Source organism: Fodinibius sp. AD559, from assembly GCF_052712805.1.
The window spans coordinates 203,454-226,420 of record NZ_JBQPVW010000006.1; the positions used below are offsets into that span (position 1 = coordinate 203,454).

Annotated in this window: 14 protein-coding genes; 2 read left to right on the forward strand and 12 right to left on the reverse strand. The window is 43.4% G+C overall.

What is annotated here, in order from left to right; translation table 11 throughout:
* The first annotated feature begins 108 nt into the window (after positions 1-108).
* A complete protein-coding gene (gene tkt / locus ACQ4LT_RS12240; protein ID WP_445666341.1) occupies positions 109-2,115 on the forward strand; it encodes a transketolase in 2,007 nt (668 codons plus the stop codon).
* Positions 2,116-2,166: 51 nt separating this feature from the next.
* Here tkt and ACQ4LT_RS12245 read toward each other — a convergent pair whose 3' ends face one another.
* Positions 2,167-3,324 (reverse strand): PP2C family protein-serine/threonine phosphatase, encoded by a 1,158-nt coding sequence (locus ACQ4LT_RS12245; RefSeq protein WP_445666342.1) that lies wholly within the window; start codon positions 3,322-3,324, stop codon positions 2,167-2,169.
* A gap of 128 nt (positions 3,325-3,452) precedes the next feature.
* On the opposite strand from ACQ4LT_RS12245, the gene polA reads away from it, so the two are divergent.
* Entirely contained in the window at positions 3,453-6,233 is a 2,781-nt protein-coding gene (gene polA, locus ACQ4LT_RS12250; RefSeq protein WP_445666343.1) for a DNA polymerase I, read from the forward strand.
* Here polA and ACQ4LT_RS12255 read toward each other — a convergent pair.
* From ACQ4LT_RS12255 to ACQ4LT_RS12305, 11 genes are all read right to left on the reverse strand, one after another.
* A complete protein-coding gene (locus ACQ4LT_RS12255; RefSeq protein ID WP_445666344.1) occupies positions 6,230-6,622 on the reverse strand; it encodes a DUF2914 domain-containing protein in 393 nt (130 codons plus the stop codon). The two genes, polA and ACQ4LT_RS12255, sit on opposite strands and share 4 nt — an antisense overlap.
* A gap of 64 nt (positions 6,623-6,686) precedes the next feature.
* Positions 6,687-7,310, reverse strand: a complete 624-nt coding sequence (locus ACQ4LT_RS12260; RefSeq protein ID WP_445666345.1) for a trimeric intracellular cation channel family protein — start codon at positions 7,308-7,310, stop codon at positions 6,687-6,689.
* Between the two features lie 78 nt (positions 7,311-7,388).
* Positions 7,389-8,507, reverse strand: coding sequence for a DUF6588 family protein (locus tag ACQ4LT_RS12265; RefSeq protein ID WP_445666346.1), 1,119 nt, complete (start codon positions 8,505-8,507; stop codon positions 7,389-7,391).
* An 80-nt stretch (positions 8,508-8,587) separates the two neighbouring features.
* The gene (rsgA, locus tag ACQ4LT_RS12270; RefSeq protein WP_445666347.1) at positions 8,588-9,517 is read right to left on the reverse strand and encodes a ribosome small subunit-dependent GTPase A; all 930 of its coding nucleotides are present in this window, start codon (positions 9,515-9,517) and stop codon (positions 8,588-8,590) included.
* Positions 9,518-9,610: 93 nt separating this feature from the next.
* Positions 9,611-12,148, reverse strand: a complete 2,538-nt coding sequence (gene lon / locus ACQ4LT_RS12275) for an endopeptidase La (RefSeq protein ID WP_445666348.1) — start codon at positions 12,146-12,148, stop codon at positions 9,611-9,613.
* A 162-nt stretch (positions 12,149-12,310) separates the two neighbouring features.
* Positions 12,311-13,870, reverse strand: coding sequence for a DUF5723 family protein (locus ACQ4LT_RS12280; RefSeq protein WP_445666349.1), 1,560 nt, complete (start codon positions 13,868-13,870; stop codon positions 12,311-12,313).
* Between the two features lie 31 nt (positions 13,871-13,901).
* Positions 13,902-16,163 (reverse strand): ATP-dependent helicase, encoded by a 2,262-nt coding sequence (locus ACQ4LT_RS12285; protein WP_445666350.1) that lies wholly within the window; start codon positions 16,161-16,163, stop codon positions 13,902-13,904.
* Positions 16,164-16,250: 87 nt separating this feature from the next.
* Positions 16,251-18,953, reverse strand: a complete 2,703-nt coding sequence (locus ACQ4LT_RS12290; protein ID WP_445666351.1) for a valine--tRNA ligase — start codon at positions 18,951-18,953, stop codon at positions 16,251-16,253.
* Between the two features lie 242 nt (positions 18,954-19,195).
* A complete protein-coding gene (gene rsmB, locus ACQ4LT_RS12295) occupies positions 19,196-20,515 on the reverse strand; it encodes a 16S rRNA (cytosine(967)-C(5))-methyltransferase RsmB (RefSeq protein ID WP_445666352.1) in 1,320 nt (439 codons plus the stop codon).
* Between the two features lie 207 nt (positions 20,516-20,722).
* Positions 20,723-22,039, reverse strand: a complete 1,317-nt coding sequence (locus tag ACQ4LT_RS12300; protein ID WP_445666353.1) for an APC family permease — start codon at positions 22,037-22,039, stop codon at positions 20,723-20,725.
* A gap of 47 nt (positions 22,040-22,086) precedes the next feature.
* Complete coding sequence (locus ACQ4LT_RS12305) at positions 22,087-22,935, reverse strand: class I SAM-dependent methyltransferase (RefSeq protein WP_445666354.1); 849 nt, start codon at positions 22,933-22,935, stop codon at positions 22,087-22,089.
* Positions 22,936-22,967: the final 32 nt, after the last annotated feature.

The following is a 22,967-nucleotide window of genomic DNA, read 5'->3' on the forward strand; positions in this document are numbered from 1 at the left end:
CGTTATTGGAGGCCTTTTTTATTTTGCGGAACTTCTCTTTTAAGTAAGCTGAGCATTGACTATTTTCAGCACTAATTTTGGCTTTCAAATAAAATCAGATTCTCTAAAATGAGCTCTAAACAATCCTCACTTGACGAGCTATGTGTAAATACGATCAGAACTCTTTCCATTGATGCCGTACAGGCTGCAGAATCTGGCCATCCGGGTATGCCCATGGGTATGGCAGATGCAGCTTATGTGCTATGGACAAAATTTCTGAAGCACGATCCAGCGAATCCCGAATGGTATAACCGCGATCGGTTTGTCTTATCAGCGGGACATGGTTCAATGCTACTTTACAGTTTGCTTCACCTTACTGGATATGATCTTTCACTTAATGAGCTTAAGAATTTTCGTCAATGGGGAAGTTTGACACCAGGACATCCCGAGTATGGATTGACGCCGGGTGTTGAAATGACTACTGGTCCACTTGGTCAGGGTTTTGCTACGGGTGTGGGTATGGCTATGGCCGAGAAGCATCTGAGTGCAAAGTTTAATACTGATGAACATCAAATAACAAATCACTATACATACGGTATTGTCAGTGATGGTGATTTGATGGAGGGAATTTCTCAAGAAGCCGCTTCACTGGCTGGTCATCTTAAACTGGGGAAATTGATTTACCTGTATGATGACAATGAAATTTCTATTGATGGAAGCACGGATTTAGCTTTTACCGAAGATGTACAAAAACGTTTTGAAGCCGCTGAATGGCATACCATTAAAGTAGATGGCCATGATCGAAAAGAAGTAGAACAAGCTATTGAGAAAGCCCAGGCAGAAACCGAGCGCCCCTCGTTAATAATCTGTCGAACGCATATTGGATTTGGAAGTCCCAACAAGCAGGATAGCGCTGATTCTCATGGAGCTCCTTTGGGAGAAGAAGAAGTCAAAAAGACGAAAGAAAATCTCAATTGGGTTTCGGATGCAAAATTTCATATTCCTGATGAGGCATTAACCCATTTTCGTACTGCTGTTGAAAAAGGAGCTTCGTCTTTCCAAGCGTGGCAAGATACGTTTGAACAATATCAGCAAGACAATCCCGAGAAAGCAAAAGCATTTACGAATGCCATAAATCGTGAGCTTTCCAATAATTTTGAGGATTTTCTACCTGCTTTTAAGGCTGATGAAAAAGGGATGGCAACTCGTGCATCATCAGGCAAAGTATTACAGTCGCTGACAGAAAACGTACCGCAAATGATTGGTGGATCGGCGGATCTCACGGGAAGTAATAAAACCTGGATTGAGGATGCCGGTATCTTTTCTGCTTCTGATTATAGCGGACGTAATATCCACTTCGGAGTACGAGAGCATGCTATGGGAGCTGCACTAAACGGTATGGCGTTGCACAAAGGAGTGATTCCATACGGTGGAACGTTCCTCATATTTTCTGATTATTGTCGCCCCGCAATTCGTATCGCTGCACTATCTCATATCCCATCCATATTCGTATTTACTCATGACAGTATCGGATTGGGAGAAGATGGGCCTACGCATCAGCCTGTTGAGCATTTGGCATCTTTGCGGGCTATGCCTAATACATTGGTGCTACGTCCCGCTGATGCCAACGAGGTGGCCTGGTGCTGGAAAGCAGCACTGGATCACAACGAAGGTCCGTCACTCATTGTTCTTACGCGTCAAAATGTTCCGACTTTTGAACGTACAGAAGATAATGACCCCAAAAATACCACTAAGGGTGGATATATTCTTTCAGATTCAGAAAAAGATCAACCGGATGTTATACTGATGGGTAGTGGATCAGAAGTGTACCGCGCAATGGAAGCCAAAGAAAAACTTGCTGGTAAAGATGTTGATGCACGGGTAGTTAGCATGCCGTCCTGGGAGCTTTTTAGAGAGCAGGATCAATCGTATCGGCAGAAGGTATTGCCTAAAGATGTTACAGCTCGTGTCTCTATTGAAGCGGCTGCTACGCAGGGCTGGAGAGAATGGGTTGGCACAGAAGGAACTGTTATTGGTGTTGACCGTTTTGGTGCCTCGGCACCCTATGAAACCATTTTTCAAGAATACGGCATAACCAGTGATCAAATGGTAGAAGAGGCAATTAAGCTCCTCTGATAATATATTATGAGGAATAGATAATAAGCGGTCTACTGAATAGTAGACCGCTTATTTTGATTTATTTGCAGTGTGGTGGACGCATGTAAACGTTACATCATCAACGGGTTCTTCGTTACCGATAAAGTTTTCCAGTGAAGATTGGACTTTGTGAATAATTGATTTGGAATGAAGTGAGCCGTAGACACTCATTATTCCATCGAGACGGTCTTCGCCGTATTCTTCGCCCCATTTATTTCGTGATTCCGTGAGTCCATCAGTATAAAAGAGAATGCTGTCACCGGATTTAAAGTGAAATTTCTTTTCTTGCAGATGCCTCTCCATATTAGCTGATGTGGTCATGCCGAGGGCAAATCCATCTGAACGCAAATCAAAGGTGGCATCGCGTTCATTACTAAATAGGATAGGGGCATTATGGCCGGCGCGGGCAAAGATAAAGTGATCTTCGCCATTGGGAAAGTAAGCCGCACAGGCTGTAACAAATGTTTTGTCTTTGATATCCGACTTCACATAATTGTTGAGTTCGAGGAAAAGTTCTTTTGGAGAAGGCTGACTTTTTTCGATAATAAGGTGAACCAAGGCCTGCATGCGTACCATGTATAAAGCGGCCGAAAGTCCTTTGCCTGATACATCGGCAATAACGATATATGTTCCTTCATCTGTTTCAATGATATCTACATAATCGCCGCCTACTTCTTTCGCAGTATTGGCAAAAGAGGCGATCTCCAGGTTTTTGCGATAATGTTCGGTATTGGGCAGCAGGCTGAGCTGAATTTCTCGGGCAAGGTCAATCTCTCGTTTAACGTCAGATTTTTCCAACAACTCAACGAGCAGTAACATCAGCATGGAAACAAATGCAAAAGGCAGTAGTAGATCATAAAAAAATACGATGCCTGTAAGCTGCAGGAATCCAAACAAATAATGGGATAAAAATGAGACAACGGACAATCCAAAAACTAACCGCCGGGTGGGATTAAGGCGTTGTGTTAATGCCGAAAAAAGCCGCATAATTTTAAGATGACCGGGCACGGCTTCATCTTCAGCCTTTTCAATGTCTTCACCGATAGCTTCGGCGTAGAGTTCTTTAAGACGATCGGTATCCTTATAAAATTCTTTCCCCATACGTTCGCGGGTCATACCCGAAACGTATTCCTTGTAAAAGGATTTGGTATTTTGGAATGCTGACTGCGCTTCGTTTTTTAATCCCATGAAAGAGTTTGATCAATTATATAGATGAAGTTGTTATTCGAAAACGACGCTAAAAAGTTTTACCTTTTACCGGATAATTTAACAATCGAATGGTAAGAATTTTAACGTTCCAAGTTTAAGAAAAAAGCATGTCGAAAAGTCTCCTGTTTTTGCTGGATGGTATGGCGCTGGCATATCGTTCACACTTCGCATTTATTAGCAGTAATTTACAGAATTCTGAAGGTATTCCCACTGGTCCTATTTTGGGTTTTGCCAATACGCTGGAGAAACTGCTTGAGGAGCATGAGCCCACGCATATTGGCGTAGCCTGGGATACACAGGAACCAACATTCAGGCATGAGATGGATGAAGATTATAAAGCGAATCGGCCGCCACAGCCAGAAGAATTAACGATCGGTATTCCCCTGATTAAAGAGATGATTGAGGGCTATGGGATTGAAAATATTGAGCAGGATGGCTATGAAGCTGATGATATTATTGGGACGGTAGCTGATCGCGCGAACGCCGAAGATGTGGATGTATTTCTGGTAACGCCGGATAAAGATTTTATGCAGTTGGTGCACGACCACATAACCATGTACAAACCCGATAATCAAAATGGCGGGTTCAACTTGATAGATCGCGAGGGCGTAAAAGATTACTTTGGAGTTTATCCCGAAAAAGTGGTAGATGTGCTGGCTATTCTTGGAGATAAATCCGATAATATTCCCGGAGTTAAAGGGATTGGTAAGAAGGGAGCCCCCAAGTTAATTAATAAATACGGATCGCTTGAAGCCGCGATTGAAGATGCACCCAATATGAGTTCTAAGCGTCACCGAGAAGGGTTGCAGGAGTATTCCGAAGAAGCACTGCACGCGAAGGAAATGGTGAAAATTAAAACAGATGTACCTAATACAATAGATTGGGAGAAGCTGGACTGGCAAGGGGCTGATGACGAAAAGCTGGGAGCTTTTTTTAAGCGGATGGAGTTTCGCACGCTCACCAAAAAGTATTTGGGTGAAGAGATTGTGCGATCGGCAGATAAGAAATCAGATTCGGGAGATGAAAATCAGGGCGATCTGTTTCTGGCGGATGATGAGGTTGAAGAGGAATCACCGCTTGAGAGTTATGACGAAGATATTGTTACTTACGAGTTAGTGGATTCAAAAGAAAGTCTTGAAGAGCTGGTGGATAAGATCAGCGGCAAGAATGCCTTCTGCTTCGATACCGAAACCGATGGTGTTGATCCCATGGAAAATTCCCTTGTTGGAATTGCTATCTCTGCTACGCCTGGTGTTGCTTATTATATCCCAATAAATGGAGAAAAAGGGTTTGATGAGCAAGAAGCATTGGAGATCATGAGTCCGCTATTTACCAATCCCACAACGCTTAAAATTGCCCACAACTTTAAGTTCGATTATATGATGCTTCGTCGGGCTGGTTTCGAGATTCAGGGCAAGGTTTTTGATACGATGATTGCAGCTTATCTTATCGATGCGGATCAAAAGCTCAAGATGGATACCCTGGCAGAGGAATATCTTAATTATGAGCCGATTCCTATTACGGATCTTCTTGGCAATGGACGCAAACAAAAGTCGATGGATGAATTTGATCCGGAAGAGGTTCGCATTTATGCTTGTGAGGATGCTGATATTACTTTGCGATTGTATAAAGTATTAAGTGATAAATTGGCTGATGATGAGCTCGATGATATTGCTGAAAAGCTGGAGTTTCCGCTTATCGAAGTGCTGGCGGAGATGGAGATGAATGGTATTTTGTTGGATAAAAAGATGCTTAAAGATTTGTCAGCGTCGCTACGGGATGATCTATTGGAACTTGAGCAGCAGATTTATGAGAAGGCGGGTACGGAATTTAATATTAATTCTCCCAAACAGCTGGGCGAAGTGATGTTTGACAGGATGGGACTGCCGGCCGGAAAGAAAACCAAAACAGGGCAGTATTCTACGGCAGAATCAGTATTGAAGAAGTTAGCAAAAAATTACGCAATGCCAGACCTAATTCTGGAGTACCGGGCGCTTAGCAAGCTAAAATCAACCTATGTGGACGCTCTACCAAAGTTAATCCATGAAGAGACCGGTCGTATTCATACTGATTTCAATCAGCATATTGCGGCAACGGGGCGTCTTTCATCATCAAATCCCAATCTACAGAACATACCCATTCGCACCGAACGCGGTCGTGAGATTCGAAAAGCCTTTATTGCGGATGATGGTTTTAAGCTGTTATCGGCTGATTACTCCCAGGTTGAACTCCGCGTTATTGCTTCTATGTCGGGGGATGAAAACATGCTTCAGGCATTCAAAAATGATGAGGATATTCACTCCAGAACGGCGAAAGAGATTTTTGAGCTGGATTCCCTCGATGATGTCACTTCCGATCACCGTCGAAAAGCAAAAGAAGTTAATTTTGGAATTCCCTATGGGGTAAGTGCCTATGGATTAGCCAATAGGCTGGGTATTAGTAATAGTGAAGGGAAAGAGATGATTGATCAGTATTTTGATCGTTTTCCGGGAATTTTGGAATACATCAATGAAACCAAAGCTTTTGCCAAAGAGCATGGTTACGTAAAAACGCTTATGGGACGCCGGAGATATATTTCTGATATCAATGCCAGCAACTGGAATCGGCGATCATTTGCAGAGCGTACAGCTATTAATATGCCGATACAGGGAACAGCCGCTGATATCATAAAGCAGGCGATGATTGATATACAGAAGTATCTGGAAAAAAATAAACTTCAAACCCGGATGCTGCTGCAGGTTCATGATGAGCTTATTTTTGAGGTACCGGAAAAAGAAGAAAACTCTGTTCCCCTAAAGTTGAAGGAGTTGATGGAGTCTGCTTATGAGTTAGATTGTCCTCTAAAAGTAGATATGGGACTGGCTAACAATTGGCTTAAAGCACACTAATTTTCCGTAATTACAAAATTTTTGGTTGCAAGCACGTTCCCATTTGGGCCAAGCACCATTACCCGCCAGGAACCGGTCCAGCTTTTAGGTATTGTTTTGGAACTCCATGTTCGCCAGTTATCGGCCGCCACTGTCAAGTCGACCTGTGCTTTTACCTCATCCTTATAATACCATCCGTGCGTAATTTGGGTGGTATCTGAGATACCTTTAACCTGCGTAAAACAGTAAACAGTGCCAATATCAGCAGTAAAGGCAGTATCTATACCCGAGGGTTTGCGGTCTTCTATAGCTGTGGCGAAATCAAACTGCTGGATGTTGATTTCTTGAGCTTGTGCTGTGCCAGTAAATAAGATTATCAGAAAGAGAAACAATAATATTTGTGTTTTCATAATTTTATCTCCCCATTTTATTTCAGAGTTAAAGAAATATTGTTACAAATACAGAAAACACCAACTATTCTTTTAATTTGAATCGGGGAAGGTGGAGATTCCATTGGATAGCCGCCAGACGTAGGCCTATAACGACAAGCATGCCCAAGACAATATTGACCGTTGGTTCGAAGGTACTCAACTGTAATAGCAGATAGACCGTTGCCCCAGCTAATGCCGCCGTGGCATAGATATCGCGGCGCAAAATAAGGGGTATTTCATTGCTTAATACGTCGCGAATTAATCCTCCGACAGTACCGGTTATGGCTGCCATAATTACGATAATAACACTGTTTGAAACGACTTCTTGCGTGATCTGAGCACCCAATATTGTAAATACTGCCAAACCGAGAGCATCAGCTACCAACAGTGCTTTTTCAGGTGGATTATTATATTGCGTGTACCAGATGGTAAAGAGAGAAGCTATAATAATTACAAGCAGGTAGGTAGGGTCGGCAATCCAGAAAACAGGGTGTCGATCCAACAGTAAATCGCGGGTGGTGCCTCCGCCTACGGCCGTGACAACCGCAATAATCACGACTCCAAGCAGATCAAGACTTTTACGTCCGGCAGCAAGGGCTCCGGATATTGCAAAAACAGTTACTCCAAAAAGATCGAGGAGGTAGAGTACATCAATAGGTTCTAACATTTTTTATTCCATTCTGAAGTGAAATAAAAAAGGGAGTTCGAGTGAACTCCCTTCTACTATAAAATTTTGAGTTCGTGTTTATCTGAAGCTAATTCCGACGCCCAGATTATAACTTGAATAATTGGAAAGAGTATATGAGCCTGAAATATGGAAAACCGTAAATCTTAGCCTAAATCCAGCAAGAGCCCGAAACCCATTATCTCCATCCATTGACACGTCAATAGGTTCGTCAAGGGCATCAACTTTTAGTGGTCTGGTTTCTTCATCAGAACTAGTGGGATCAAAATTTTCATTAGGAACAACAGTAGGATAGGAGCCCGGAGTCGTAATACTTAAGGTTGAAGCTTCATATCCTATACCACCATAAATCGATATCATGGGTAAGCTTTTACCAACCAGCGCATTGATTGTCCAGGCATCGGTATTTAGTGTTACTGACTGTCCATCCCATTTTGTGGAATTATATTTGTTATAAGTATCGTTCGGGTTTTCAATGACATTTTCAGCCGGTAGGTCTAAGTCTGATCCTACTTCCATATTTGTATATCCGAACATCACGGAAAGGTTAACAGGGAGTACTTTGCCACCAGGCAACCATTGATTGATACCATGCTTGGCACCTACGCCGAACAGGTTGAAATTACCAAAATCTCCAATCTCGGTTTTGGGAGTATAGCGAAGCATTAATTCGGTGTCTTTAATAAGACCAACCCCGGCTTTTATCATGGGGGCGGGTACATATCCAAATCCGGATCCCTTTGGCATATTAAATTCTAACAGTTTTTCCCGGTTGCCATTTATTTCTTCGTAATAAGCAAGCAACGAACCCGCTTCATCAGCACCATTAATAGTCGGTGAATTAGGATTATTTCCTTCTAACTCCAACTTTTGAAGGCCGAGCTCAGTAACGTTAAATGACTTTGCGGCATCGGGCACTATAGCTAAACCTGAACTTACGGTAACATCAAAACCAAACTTACCATGTGTTTTAGCGGTATTGGTCCACCCGGTATTGAGCGAAGCACCGAATCCCGATCCAAAAGGTTCGAGGTAAGCGCGTGCGAGCGTATTGGCATCTTCACGCCCTGATTGTAATATGTCTCCTATATCTCCAACCTGACCAAAAGTGGGGGCTGCATTGAATGCAAAAAGACCAAATAGCAGTATTACGGTGAGAAAACGGTATCTTAATTTCATATCCCTGATATTTAATTTTGATTTTTGACCATCCATAAACTATTTCAATACTAAAGAATTTGAAGCTAACTCTCTAATTATTAATCCTCTTGAAGAGAATCGAGGATTTTAAGGTAGGAATCGTATCTGTCGGCATCAATATGTCCCTCTTTGAAGGCTTCAATCACTCCACAGCCCGGTTCGTGAGCATGGGTGCAGTTGTTAAACTTGCAATTTCGGCGCGGCTCTAACATCTCCGGAAAGAACAGTGAAAGTTCCCACGGTTCGATATTGACCAGCCCAAACTCTTTAATGCCGGGAGTATCTACAATATATCCTCCAATTTGCAAGGGTAGGAGTTTTGCAAACGTGGTGGTGTGCTTTCCTTTTTCATTAAACGTAGAGATTTCACCCACTTTGCGGTCAATGTTAGAATCGATGCTGTTAAGCAAACTTGTTTTACCAACGCCCGAGGGGCCGATTAAAACAGAGGTATTATCTCGAAGATCTTCCTTAAGTTGGTTAAGAGATTCCTCGTCTTCAATGCTGGTTTTGAGAACGGGATAACCCAGCGAATCATATAAATCAGCAATAGAATCTACATATGCCCGGGCGTTTTCATCAGCCAGGTCCATTTTATTTATAATGATAGAAGCCGGGATTTGGTAGGCCTCACAAGTGACCAGAAAGCGATCAAAAAAGCCCTGTTTCATTCGAGGCATTTTAACGGATTGCACTACATAGGCGCGGTCAATATTGGCCGCCAGTATCTGATGGTCTTCCTGTCGATGAGTAGACTGACGGATCAGATAATTTTCACGGTCTTTTATTTTTTCGATGCTTCCTGAACCGTCGTCATTTATTTCAAACTCGACATAGTCGCCAACGGCAATGGGATTGGTCAATGCGTGATCTTTAAGACGAAAACGGCCGGGAAGCCGACAGTTAATCGTCTGCATTCCACTGTCCTCATCATAAGCAACTTTATACCATCGTCCGGTAGATTCTACAATACGTCCTTCTTTGGGCAAATTTTACTTCTTTTGTTTGAAATTAAAACATCTCTAAAATAAAAAAGTCGCCCCGATAAATCGAGACGACTTTTTTTACTGATAATGTAGCCATTACTCCATCACAATTGTTTCTTCCGTGGAGTCGGTCGATTCAGAATTTTCACTCGTTTTCTTTTTATAGGATTCGCTTACCTTGAAACGTTTCTGAGGATCTCGCACTGCTTCATCTTCAAGTACGATATCAAGCAGGGGATCCATACGTTCGAGGTACTGTACTTCGAGATCTCCAAGCACATCTTCTTCAATTTCAGCAACATCTTTCTCATTCTTTTGCGGTAACAGAACTTTTTCGATACCGGCACGCTTAGCGGCCAGTACTTTTTCCTTGATTCCACCTACAGGCAGAACAAGTCCACGCAAGGTGATTTCACCGGTCATAGCCAGTGTTCCTTTCACTTTGCGCTGAGTAAAGATAGATGCTACTGCAGAGAAAATGGAAACACCCGCTGAAGGTCCGTCTTTGGGAACGGCTCCTTTGGGTACGTGGATATGCAGATCCCAGTACTTAAAGGCTTCTTCGGGAATGTTCAATTCATCAGAGTGTGCTCTTAAGTATGACATTGCCAGCATGGCCGATTCTTTCATCACATCGCCCAACTGTCCGGTAATGTGGAGTTTCCCTGTTCCTTTCGATACGCTGGCCTCGATAAAGAGGATATCCCCACCGTAGGGGGTCCAGGCTAAGCCTGTGGCAACACCCGGAACTTTGGTACGCTCAGCTACTTCGGAGAAGTATTTGCGCTTACCAAGATATTCTTGGAGGTCATCGGGGTCTACAACGTGTTCACCACCATCATCACCTTTGGCAATTTTTGCGGCAACACCGCGGCATACCGAGCCGATCTCGCGTTCAAGCGATCGTACGCCCGATTCGCGGGTATACTTTTCAATGATTTGTTTAATCGTTTCGTCCTTAAATTCTATCTGATCATCTTTCAGGCCATTCTCTTTAATCTGTTTTGGCATTAGATGCTCTTTGGCAATCTGTGTTTTTTCCTGCAGTGTATATCCGCTGATGTTGATGATCTCCATTCTATCACGCAGTGGCGCTGGAATAGTATCAAGCGAATTGGCTGTTGCAATAAAGAGAACGTTCGAGAGATCGTATTCGAGCTCAAGGTAATTGTCCGCAAAACTGTCGTTTTGTTCGGGATCAAGTACCTCAAGCAGGGCAGAAGTAGGGTCTCCTCTGTAATCGGAACCCACTTTGTCAATTTCATCAAGCATCATGACCGGATTACTCGTACCGGCTTTTTTCATGGCACGCAGAATTCGACCCGGCAGTGCACCAATATAGGTACGCCGGTGTCCGCGAATCTCGGCCTCGTCATGAATACCGCCGAGGCTAAAGCGTTCAAATTTTCGATTTAAGGCACGTGCAATGGATTTCCCCAGTGAGGTCTTGCCGACTCCGGGAGGTCCGTAGAAACAAAGGATAGGAGCCTTCATGTCATCCTTAAGCTTGAGCACGGCCAGGTATTCGATAATGCGCTTCTTAACTTTGTCCAAGCCGTAGTGATCATCATCCAATACCTCTTGGGCGTTTTCAAGATCCAGATTATCATCGGAATATTTTTCCCAGGGAAGGTCTAAAATCCACTCAATATAGTTGTGGATGACTCCATGATTAGGAGATGAGTTGGGAGTTCGTTCCAGTCGCTTTAATTCTTTTTCAACGGTTTCCTGTGCTTCTTCAGGAAGATTTTTTTCTTTGGCACGCTTACGCAGAGATGCGATCTCCTGATGTTCACCGTCTTCCCCCAGCGCTTCCTGTATTGCTTTCATCTGCTGACGCAAGTAAAAGTCGCGCTGTTGCTCGTCGATATCCGACTTAACTTTGGTACGAATTTCTTCACTCAGGTTAAGCACTTGAAGTTCCTTGTTGAGAAACTCCATCACGCGTTCCATCCGCTCCGAGAATTTGCGGATCTCGAGCACTTCCTGCTTATCGGAAGTCGAAACATTGAGGTTCGACGAGATAAAATTCAGCAGAAAATTGGGACTATTAATATTGTTTATTGCAACAGAAGCTTCCGATGGAATATTGGGAGAAAGATTTACAATTTTCTGGGCTGTCTCTTTCACCGATCGGATAGAGGCATCCAGCTCTACGCCTTCAATATCCATCTCTTGGCGATAGGGCTCAACGGTAGCCCTGAAATAAGGATCTTTCTGTAAAAACTCTTCAACTTTGAAGGTTGTTTTTCCCTGAATGACGATACTCTTGCTGCCATCCGGCATCTTAATTAGCTTAAGGATTTGTGCAACTGTACCGACTTCATAAAGATCCTTTTCGTCGGGATCCTCATCTTCCTCATCCTTTTGGCTGACTACACCAATAGTTTTATCAGATTCGTATGCTTCTTTCACTAATTTGAGCGAGCGATCTCGCCCCACCGTAATGGGTACTACAACACCCGGGAAAAGAACGGTGTTTTTAAGTGGTAAGATGGGAAGTTCATCAGGTACCTCTGATTGCGTCAATTCCTTTTCTTCCTCTTCGGACATCAGGGGAATAGCCTGTTCAAAATCATCAAATTGATCCTGAATATCTTCAAAATTGGCCATGTTATCGAAGATGTTTTTCATATATGGAATTATTTAAATCTATATTTTTTCGTGTTGTATTACATCGATGCAAATAAAGAGCCAACTTTATTTAAACTACCAATTAGTCATATTTACTGGCAAAATAGCAACTTGAGCTCTTAATTGAGAATGACCTTGACAGCTTGACATAAATAACCTCAATTACAGGTGAAGCTGAATGCCTGCAAAGGCTCCTCCCACAAATTCGGTGGTCAAGGTATGAGAGCGAAAAATGATCTGTGTTCCTATATTAAAATCCCAATAGCGGCTTTCATAGCCGGTGCCTATCGCCACATGTGTTGGTAATCCGGCTGCCAATCTTGTTCCCATTCGCAGAGGTATTTTTCTAATTGGACGGATTTCCATACCTAAATGCATAGCCAACTTTGTATCGGTCAGTGCTGTATTATTTAGTCCCACAGTCAGGTCGCCCATAAATTTAATTCTTTCAAGATCCAGCATAATCCCACCATTTATTGAAGCCGGAGTGGGGGTTGAGAATGTATTTGAACTGGGATTTCGAGTTTGGCTAAATGGATTGCTAACCTCCGATGCTTCATCAAAATACGTTAGGTACTGACCACCGGATCCAATATACATCGATTGCTTGGGAAATTCTCGACCGATTTGTAGGGTGTCATCCGGAGCAGTAAAAGAAAGCGGTTGTTCAGTATATCGGATCATCCCAATATCGTTAAAAGAGATGGCGATACGCAGCGATTTTCCTATCACCGATTTTTTGGGATCATTTTCAACGATGTTAAGGTCACTGCCAATAGGGATGAGGTAGGTAAGACCAAAGTCAAAAGCCGCCCCGTAACCAGAAGGTTCGAAATTGAATTTTTTATTTAAATTATTATTGATGGCAGCTTGCGGATTTCCAGAAGATAGGTAGTCTCTGGTCATACGAGAATATTCACCGGAGGATTGATACGAAAAATTGGTCACATATTGAGTTTGATCATCATTATCAGGGCGTTGTTGTTGACCTTGATAGGTGGCACTAAAACTGGGACCTGCGATTATGAATTTGGGAGAAATACCTACATACAACTTGCTCAATCGAGAAAATAATCCTTCAAGAAATGTGAACTCTCTGCCATATCCCAGGGCAACTTCCAGGTTTTTGTTGATATGCTGATCCAGGGTAAAGTCGCGAATTTGTTGGTTATCTCGTTGAACATAGTTATCTGAGTACCAACCTCTGCCAACTTCAATGCGTGAAGAGTAGCGCGCTCTTGCAGCAATGGAAAACGTTTCGTCACCCCGATACCATGAAATACCTCCCAGCATAACATCCGTTCGTGTTTGATGCTGAGATACTAACCTGTTGCGGGGATAATTTTTATCGATGATTGTTTGGCGTTGTGTCGGAGTAATATCTACTGTACCCGATTCGTAGGGGAAATAACTGTCAGCGAAGTTGAAGAACTGGTCACCGGCTACATCCGAAGAAAGAACGGGCTCGTATAAAATCCCTGTTTCTCCCACATTTATATGGATGGTACCGTGACGGTCATTGATAGCCAAATTTGCCGGATTCCAAAACAATGATTGATTGCCGGATAGGTATGCCGTACCTCCACTACCCAAAGCAGTGTTTTGGGCATTAAGCACGGGTTGTGCTTGTAGGGGTATAGAAATGCTGCATAGTATAAATAGCAGTATAGCTATTCCAGTAGTAGATCTGCAATTTAAACCGTCAAAAACTGTGTTATTCATGTGCTGAACCTATGTGCCGGTGTTATATCTATTATCCGACAACCTGCATTTTTGCTGCCCGGAGCATCAATGTTTTTCGTCCTCGTTCTTTAAAAAATACAACAACTTTGGTTCTTTCGCCTTGTCCGCTGCGACTTATAATTTTACCCGGTCCAAAAACATTGTGAACAACTTTTGCTCCAACCTGAAAAGGGTCTTCATCGGGGTTATCGTAATGGACCTGCGTATGTGATGAGCGATTGTTCTTGTCATACAGCGGTTTTTTCCAGTCGTACTCTACCGTTGTGTCACCGTTATTAGAATTATTGTTTTTATTAGTAGAGAATCTGTTCTTATCCTGGTCAATGGATGATCCTGTTTCGGTGCGTACTACGTCAGAACTCACTTCGTCGAGAAAGCGAGAACGTGTTTTTCGTTGTTCTTCGCCATATTTATAGCGGCTACGACAGTGACTGAAATACAGCTCTTTCTCGGCTCGGGTAATAGCTACATAAAATAGTCGCCGCTCTTCTTCGATATTGACATCTTCGTTATTGCGGCTACCAACCGGGAAAAGCTCTTCTTCAAGTCCCACAATAAATACAACGGGAAATTCAAGGCCTTTGGCCGCATGTACCGTCATCATAGTAACGGCCGGCTTGTCCTCATCGTACTTGTCGGTGTCGGTAATTAGACTTATTTCCTGAAGGAAAGAACTGAGCGTAGCATTATCGTTATTTTTCTCAAAATAGGAGATCGCATTTTGGAGCTCGAGGATATTCTCGCGTCGCGTCATCGATTTGGGAGAATTTTCCTCCACCAGTGATTTCATGTAGCCAGATTCATCCAGCAGCTGTTTTGTAACTTCGACTAAGCTTGTACCATTTGCTAATTCCTGCTTTAGACTGTTAATCATTCGCACAAAATCCTTAACACTATTTTCAGCCGGTTTATACACGTCGGCTTCTTCTACATTTTCGAGGATGCGCCAGAGTGATTGCCCGGTCTGCCTTGCGCGATTCATCAAATCAGAAAGCGATTTTTGCCCGATTCCGCGCGATGGTTCATTGATAATACGCATCAAATTCGTGTCGTCATCGGGATTGATGAGCAGTGTCAAATAGGCCAGTACGTCTTTAATTTCCTTGCGCTGGTAGAAAGAAAGTCCGCCCACCAGTTGGTACGTAACTCCTTTTCTCCGGAAGGTCTCCTCAAAGACACGACTTTGGTAATTTGTGCGATAGAGAATGGCAAAATCGTTGTAATCATATCCCTTGCGCATCTTCAAGTCTTGGATATAATTCGCCACGCGATTGGCTTCGTCGCGCTCATCATAATTATCGAGCACGGTGATGGTATTGCCCATATCATTATCCGTCCACAGCGTTTTTTCGAGCTGCTTACTGTTGTTTTTGATGATGGAATCGGCAGCCTTTAAAATGGCTTTTGTTGAGCGATAATTTTGCTCCAATGGAATTTCAACCGCATCCTCATAATCACTTTTGAAATCCAGGATATTACTGATATCAGCTCCTCGAAACGAGTAGATGCTCTGGGCATCATCACCGACCACACACAAATTCTCGTACTTGCTGGCCAACATATTCGTGACCTTGTACTGGGCGTGATTGGTATCCTGGTACTCATCGATCATGATATATTTAAAACGATCCTGGTACTTTTCTAAGGTATCAGGATGCTCGTTAAAAAGCTCGATTGGTTTGATGAGCAGATCATCAAAGTCCATGGCATTGTTGTGTTTGAGCCGTTCTACATAGATTCTGTAGATCTTGGCCGTGATATCATCAAGCGTACTATGGATAAACTTTTCGCTATAGTGATCCGGATTGATGAGTTCATTTTTGGCATCACTGATACGCCGCTGTAGAATTCGCGGTTTTATCTCTTTGGGGTCGTAATTGTTTTCACGAAGTATCTGCTTAATTGCATTCTTGGAATCCTCGGTATCGTAAATAGAGTAGTCGGAACTAAATCCAATTTTTTCAGCTTCATACCGAAGAATTTTCGAAAATACCGAGTGAAATGTACCCATCCATAGACGTTTGGCTTCGTCACCAATAAGCTGTCCAATGCGTTCCTGCATCTCTTTGGCTGCCTTGTTGGTAAAGGTAAGCGCCAAAATATCATTTGGTGCCGCCATGTTTTGATGAATTAGGTACGCAATACGATAGGTAAGCACGCGTGTTTTTCCACTGCCGGCTCCTGCCACAATTAAGAGAGGGCCATCGCCGTGACGTACGGCACGTTTTTGCTGCTCATTGAGGTCGTGTATAAAATCCGGTTCTTTCGGCATAGAATGCTAAATACTAAATATCTTATTGTTATTATACCTCCCGACTCCACAAAATAGGTAGTATCCCGAGGTCTCGGGGTGGGGATGTTATGAATCGAGTTCTTCTAAAATTTCGTGTAGTTTTTCGAGGTCTGTTTCCGTGTCTTCTTTTTTATCCCGCTCTTTTTGTACGACATCTTCAGGCGCATTATTAACGAAGCCGTCGTTGTTAAGCTTGCCCTCAATAGATTTTAAGAATCCTTCGAGACGATCAATTTCTTTCTGGATGCGCTTGCGTTCTTTTTCCAGATCAATGAGTCCTTCCAGCGGTACAAATAGTTCAGTACCTTGGATAACGGCCGAAGCTGATGTTTCGGGTTTTTCTAAGTCAGCTGATACGTCAAATGTATTAATGGACTGGAGCTTGCGGAAAATCCACTCGTTTTTGCTGATAGCTTCAGCAGTTTTTTCATCCTTGGCCTTAATAAGCAAGTCAATTTCATCGTTGGGATTCAAGTTGAATTCGGCCCGGATGTTTCGAATAGCAGAGATCATCTTCTGAATAGATTCAAAAAGATCTCTGTCAGATTCGGAGACTGCAGATTCATTAAATTCCGGCCACGAAGCAACAATCATGGCTTCGTCGGTATCCCGATCACGGATAAGTTGCCAGATTTCCTCAGTGATAAACGGCATAAACGGATGCAGAAGCTTCATCAGCTGCTCAAAGAAATTGAATCCGCGCGACAGGCGATCTTCGGGAATACTGGCACCCGGTTCGTCGGCTTTGATCAGCTCGATGTACCAGTCACAAAAATCATCCCAGATTAGGGAATAAATTTTGTGGAGCGCCTCGTTGATACGGAAGTTCTCCATATCTTTGTTGATGGCGTCGATGGTCTCGTGCAATCGAGAGAGCATCCAACGGTCGACGAGATTATCCTCATCAATTTCAAGCGAATACTTGAGCTGCGTTTCTTCGGTGCGATTCATTGACAAGAATCGGAACGCGTTCCAGATCTTGTTGGCAAAATTTCGCCCCTGTTCACAAAGCTGCTCTTCAAAAAGGAGATCGTTACCCGCAGGAGAGGAGAACAGCATTCCAACGCGCACACCGTCGGTTCCGTATTCTTCCATTAATTTAATTGGGTCAGGCGAATTACCCAGCGATTTTGACATTTTGCGACGCTGACTGTCGCGGACGATACCTGTGTAATATACATTGCTGAATGGCTTTTCGTCCATAAATTCATAGCCGGACATGATCATCCGAGCAACCCAGAAAAACATAATTTCCGGTGCGGTAACCAGGTCTTGGGTAGGATAGTAATACTCCAGATCTTCATTCGCTTCTCCAGTACGAATATACTCCGGATCAAAAACCGTAATCGGCCACAGCCAAGAAGAGAACCAAGTATCCAGCACATCCTCATCCTGACGGATGTCATCCGCTGTTAAATCATCATTACCTGACTTTTTGCGTGCTTTTTCAACAGCCTCTTCTTCAGTTTTGGCAACGACGTAGTCATCTTTGCCTTCGCCGTAATACCAGGCGGGAATACGCTGACCCCACCAAAGCTGTCGTGAAATGCACCAGTCCCGAATGTTTTCCATCCAGTGGTTATAGGAATTCTCAAATTTGGACGGATGAAAATCGATGTTGTTATTCATGACATTTTCGTGGGCCGGTTTAGCCAACTCATCCATTTTGCAGAACCATTGTAGCGACAGACGTGGTTCAATAATGGCGTCGGTCCGCTCGGAATACCCGATCTTATTCTGCATTTCTTTAATCTCTACAAGCTGATCATTTTTCTTTAGATCTTTAATGATCAGCTCGCGGGCATCAAAGCGATCTTCACCGATGTAGTGCTCGGCAGCATCGCTTAGCGTGCCATCGGGATTAAGCATATCGATTATTTCCAAGTCATGCTTCTGACCGATCTCATAGTCATTTTCGTCGTGAGCAGGCGTAATTTTCAGGCAGCCGGTTCCGTATTCCATATCCACGTATTCATCGACAATAATGGGCACTTCGCGTTCTACAACAGGGATGATGGCCGTTTTGCCGATCAGGTCTTGATAGCGCTCGTCTTCGGGATGTACGCAAACGGCCGTATCTGCTAAAATGGTCTCAGGACGCGTGGTCGCAATAGTAACCCACTCGTCGCTGTCTTTAATTTTATAGCGAACGTGATAGAGTTTGGAGGTTTCTTCACGGTGAATAACCTCTTCATCAGAGAGAGCTGTTTGGGCTTCGGGATCCCAATTAATCATTCTTTTGCCGCGATAAATATAGCCGCGTTCGTAGAGTTCTATAAAACAATCAACGACTGCTTCATATAAATCATCTTCGAGCGTAAACCGTGTGCGTTCCCAGTCGCATGATGCTCCGAGTTTGCGCAGTTGTTGCAGGATTATTCCACCGTGCTCGTCAGTCCAGTCCCAAGCATGTTCAAGAAATTCCTCTCTGGTTAAATCCGCTTTGGTAATGCCTTCTTTGCGCAGCTTTTGAACAACTTTAGCCTCGGTAGCAATAGAGGCATGATCGGTACCCGGCACCCAGCAGGCGTTTTTGCCCTGCATGCGGGCACGTCGGACAAGTACATCCTGGATGGTATTGTTGAGCATGTGGCCCATGTGTAGGACGCCCGTGACGTTGGGCGGAGGGATGACAACAGTATACGATTCGCGGTCGTCGGGCTCGGAATGAAAAAAGCCATTATCCTCCCAGTAGCTGTACCATTTTTCTTCAATACTGCCGGGATCAAAATGTTTTGGGATGTCTTGAGAAGGCGTGGATTTATCCAAAATTATGAAAACTCGTTTTACAGGTTCCGGTTAACGCTATTTTAGTCGCAAAGATACGAAAAAGGAAAGAAGATGTAGAGTCGGAATTGATGTCTGGTTTTATCGGAGAAATTTAAAATACAATAGGAATAAAAAAGCTTCCGCAGTGGAACTACGGAAGCAGGAATCAAACATTACATATGTTATCCTGAATTTGCCGTGTCCCGACTATTCGGGGTTTCAGGATCTGTATAAGATACCTCTTATTTCGTACGTTTTAACAGCACGCCAAAGTGTCCGTCACAGCCATGCTTGTGAGGGAAAGTCTGATAAGCCAACCCACCGTGGGCAATTACTTCGTCCGGCACGTATCCTTCCACTGATTGCATTTCAAAGTTTTCGTGGCGGTCGAGGAAGTTCATCACCTGTTCCATATTTTCTTCCTCTTCGAGTGAGCAGGTACTATATACCAAGCGTCCTCCTTTTTTAACCATCGCTGCAGCAGAGTCGAGTAATTCAGACTGCAATTGGACTGCATTATCAAGGGAATCTTGATCGCGACGCCAGCGAAGGTCGGCTCGCTTGCTGAGGACTCCAGTTCCCGTGCACGGAGCATCCAACAGAACGGCATCTGTTTCATCAAGTTCTACTTCCGTGACATCGGCGCGACGAACCCGAATATTTTCGGCGTGATAGGAGAGGGCGCTTTCGGCCAGTTTATCAAGTCGCTCAGAAGAAATATCAACGGCTAAAATGTCGCCTTCACCATTCATCAGGTCAGACATCAAAACGCTTTTAGTACCGGGTGCTGCACAAAGATCGTAAATTGATTCGCTTGGATCCGGATCCAAAAGATAAGGGGCAAAGCCCGCTGCAATATCCTGTACCTGGCAAAAACCTTTATCCAGCCATCCTTTCGAAATGAAAGGTGCAACGCTGTCCACCTTAAAGTAACCGGGCAGCCAGTCGCTTTCTTCAAACTCGATGCCGTGCTTGGTCATGCGTAGCTTAAAGTTTTCTGTTTTCGTGCGCAAATTGTTAGCACGGATGTAATATACAGGACGCTTATTGTTGGCTTGCATCAGCTTAAAGGCTTCGCGTTCGCCGAAGCGGTCGGTCCATCGTTTTACAAGCCATTCGGGATGTGAAAAGGTTGTAGCAACTAATTTAGTACGATCTTCGAAGTTGGGTTTGGGAAGATTATCTATATCCCGTTGCAGGTTACGCAGTATTGCATTGGTAAGATCACCGGTACGCGAGCCAAGACTGTATTTTGCTATCTCTACTGACTCGTTAATAGCAGCATAATCGGGAGTGCTATCCATAAACACCATATCGTACACGCCGAGACGCAGAATATTTTTTAAGCTCGATTTCATCTCATCAATTTTTACGTTCGAAAACTGGTCGATAAGAAAATCGAGGTAGGAGCGACGTCGTAAAATGTTTTGCACATACTCGCGTACTTCAGCACGGTCGCGGCTCTCAAGCTTGTTGGCCCGGGAATAATCGAGAACTCCGTTATCTTCAAAATCTATTAGTATTTCTACGCTGATAGAACGAGCTGTTGCTTCGGTATCCAATGCAATATCTGTTTAGAGTTAAACTTTCTGGTGATAATCAATCTTAAAATCCAGCAAACCACATCCACAAAGTGCAACAATCATTCTGTTCACTTTTTGTTGTTCTAAGCGAAAAAATACGTGGTTTCTTAGGTTGTCAAAAATACGGTTTTAGCATGGGAGTTGCTAATAGAGAATAGATTATATTAGTTGGATTACTGGGATTTGCTATTTCGGTTTATTCTGTGCCCAATAGTAAACCGGAAGACCTACTGCCAAGATAGCTATGCCAACCATCGCTCCCCACCCGGTAAACATCACGCTTGAATACAAAAGATAAAAACAACATATAATAAACAGGATTGGAGTAAGAGGATATAGCGGGACTTTGAATGTATCCTCAGAAGATTCTTCTCTGTTCCTAAAAAGGAATAGCGTAACGGTGGTGAGAAGGATGAAAAACCAGAAAACAGGGGCCGTATAATCGACCATCGTAGAAACAGCCTCTTTGGTAAATGCTCCTAAGAAAACCAGTCCAAGACTTATACCTCCTTGTACCAGTAAAGCATTAATGGGGGAATTATAATGGGGATTCCATTTGCCAATCCATCTCAAAGCACTAAAATCGCGTCCCAATGCATAGTTGGTTCTTGCGCCGGTAATAATAGTCGCATTGGCGGTAGATAGGGCAGAAATGATAACAATAACAGCCATAATATAGGCTCCCTCGGCCCCAAAAATACTATTGGTAAGATCTACACCTATTGTTTTAGATGTACGAAGTTGTTCGAGTCCCAATACTTGAAGGTAGGCACTATTGATAAGTACATATAGAATAGTAATTACAGCTAATCCAATGAGAAGTACCTTGGATATATTTTGTCGGACATCCTTTAGTTCTGCCGAAAGATAAACTCCCTCATTCCATCCGCCATAGGTGAGCAGGACAAAGATCATAGCAGCACCGGCCGAGGTGTTGACTGAGGAGCCGGTTTGAGGTGTAACCTCACCACCGGTAATAACGCCGGCAAGTCCACAGAGCAGTAAGATGCCCACAATAAGGGTTGTCATTCCGTTTTGGGCATTCTTTGCGGGATGGGTGCCCCATATATTTAATCCGGTCAATCCGATAACGGTGATGCCGGCATAAATAGATGAGCTATATGTTCCCATATCGTAAATAGTAGATGCATAATCTCCAAGGATAAAAGCGGCCAGGGCAATAGATCCTGTTTGAATGACGGTCATGCGTCCCCAGGAAAACAAAAAGCCTATGGTCGATCCATAGGCTTCGGTAAGAAAATAGTACTCCCCGCCGGCATCCGGCTTCTTTGATGCAATTTCGGCATAGCAAAGTGCACCAATGATGGAGATGAGCCCACCTGCCACCCAAAAACCGATGTAATGAAGTTCAGATGCAGCATTCTGTGCTACAATGGAAGGCAGGCGAAATATGCCTATGCCGACCACAATACCAACAACGACAGCTATAGCACTAAGATTAGTAAACACTTTAAGCGGTGAACCCGAATCGGATGTGTTCATGCAGCGAGGCTAAAACCTTTTATTAAGATAAGTCGGAATAAAAGAAATTATTTTTTTATTGCCGACCATTGATAAAAATTCTTTCCCTGGCCGTTATGATGCTGCATCATCCCGTTAATCTTATCTCCTTCAACGCGTCCGCTAAAAATATAATTTTGATTTCCATTTGATGCCCGCAGAGTTATTCGTTTACCTTTTAATTCCGCTTTGTGGATATCAAAAAAGGTGTCATTATTATCGGTGAGTTTTACCGAAATTTCCTGAAATCGCTGATTAACCGTCATATTAAAATTGGTGCCATTATAATTCCACGACCATGTTCCTTCTGTTTGGGCCGGTATCACCCAGTAATAGATGTCGTGGCTTCTCCCATTATTTTTTACAACGACCTTCTTATCAGCTTTCCAGCTTCCCATATCAAAACTATGCGAAACAACTTGTGTACCGGGTTCCAGCTTATTTATTAGTTCGGGTCTCAACTTTTTGTTTACTGAGGGCAACAAATACATCGTAATAACAGAAGCTTTACTAAAATCGGTTTCAAAGATATCACCCTCCATAAACATTATTTGGTCATCAACGCCTTCGCTGCTGGCATTTTCGCGAGCTTCGGCAATGCGTTCAGGATCAAGATCAATGCCGTGGCCATTGGCGCCACGTTTGGCGGCCGCAATTACGATGCGTCCGTCTCCGGATCCTAAATCAATGACATAATCACTGGATTCTACATCAGTAAGGTCGAGCATGCGTTCAACTACATTGTCGGGGGTAGGTACGTAGGGGACATCCAGATCCTGTGCTGTGACGTGGGATACAGAAGTAAAAGTTAATCCTAAAAATATTAGTACTGAAAAAAAATAGTAAGGTAATGATTTGCCCGAGGTTCGCTTTTCCATAATTAGGTTACTTGAATTTAAGAAAGAAATAA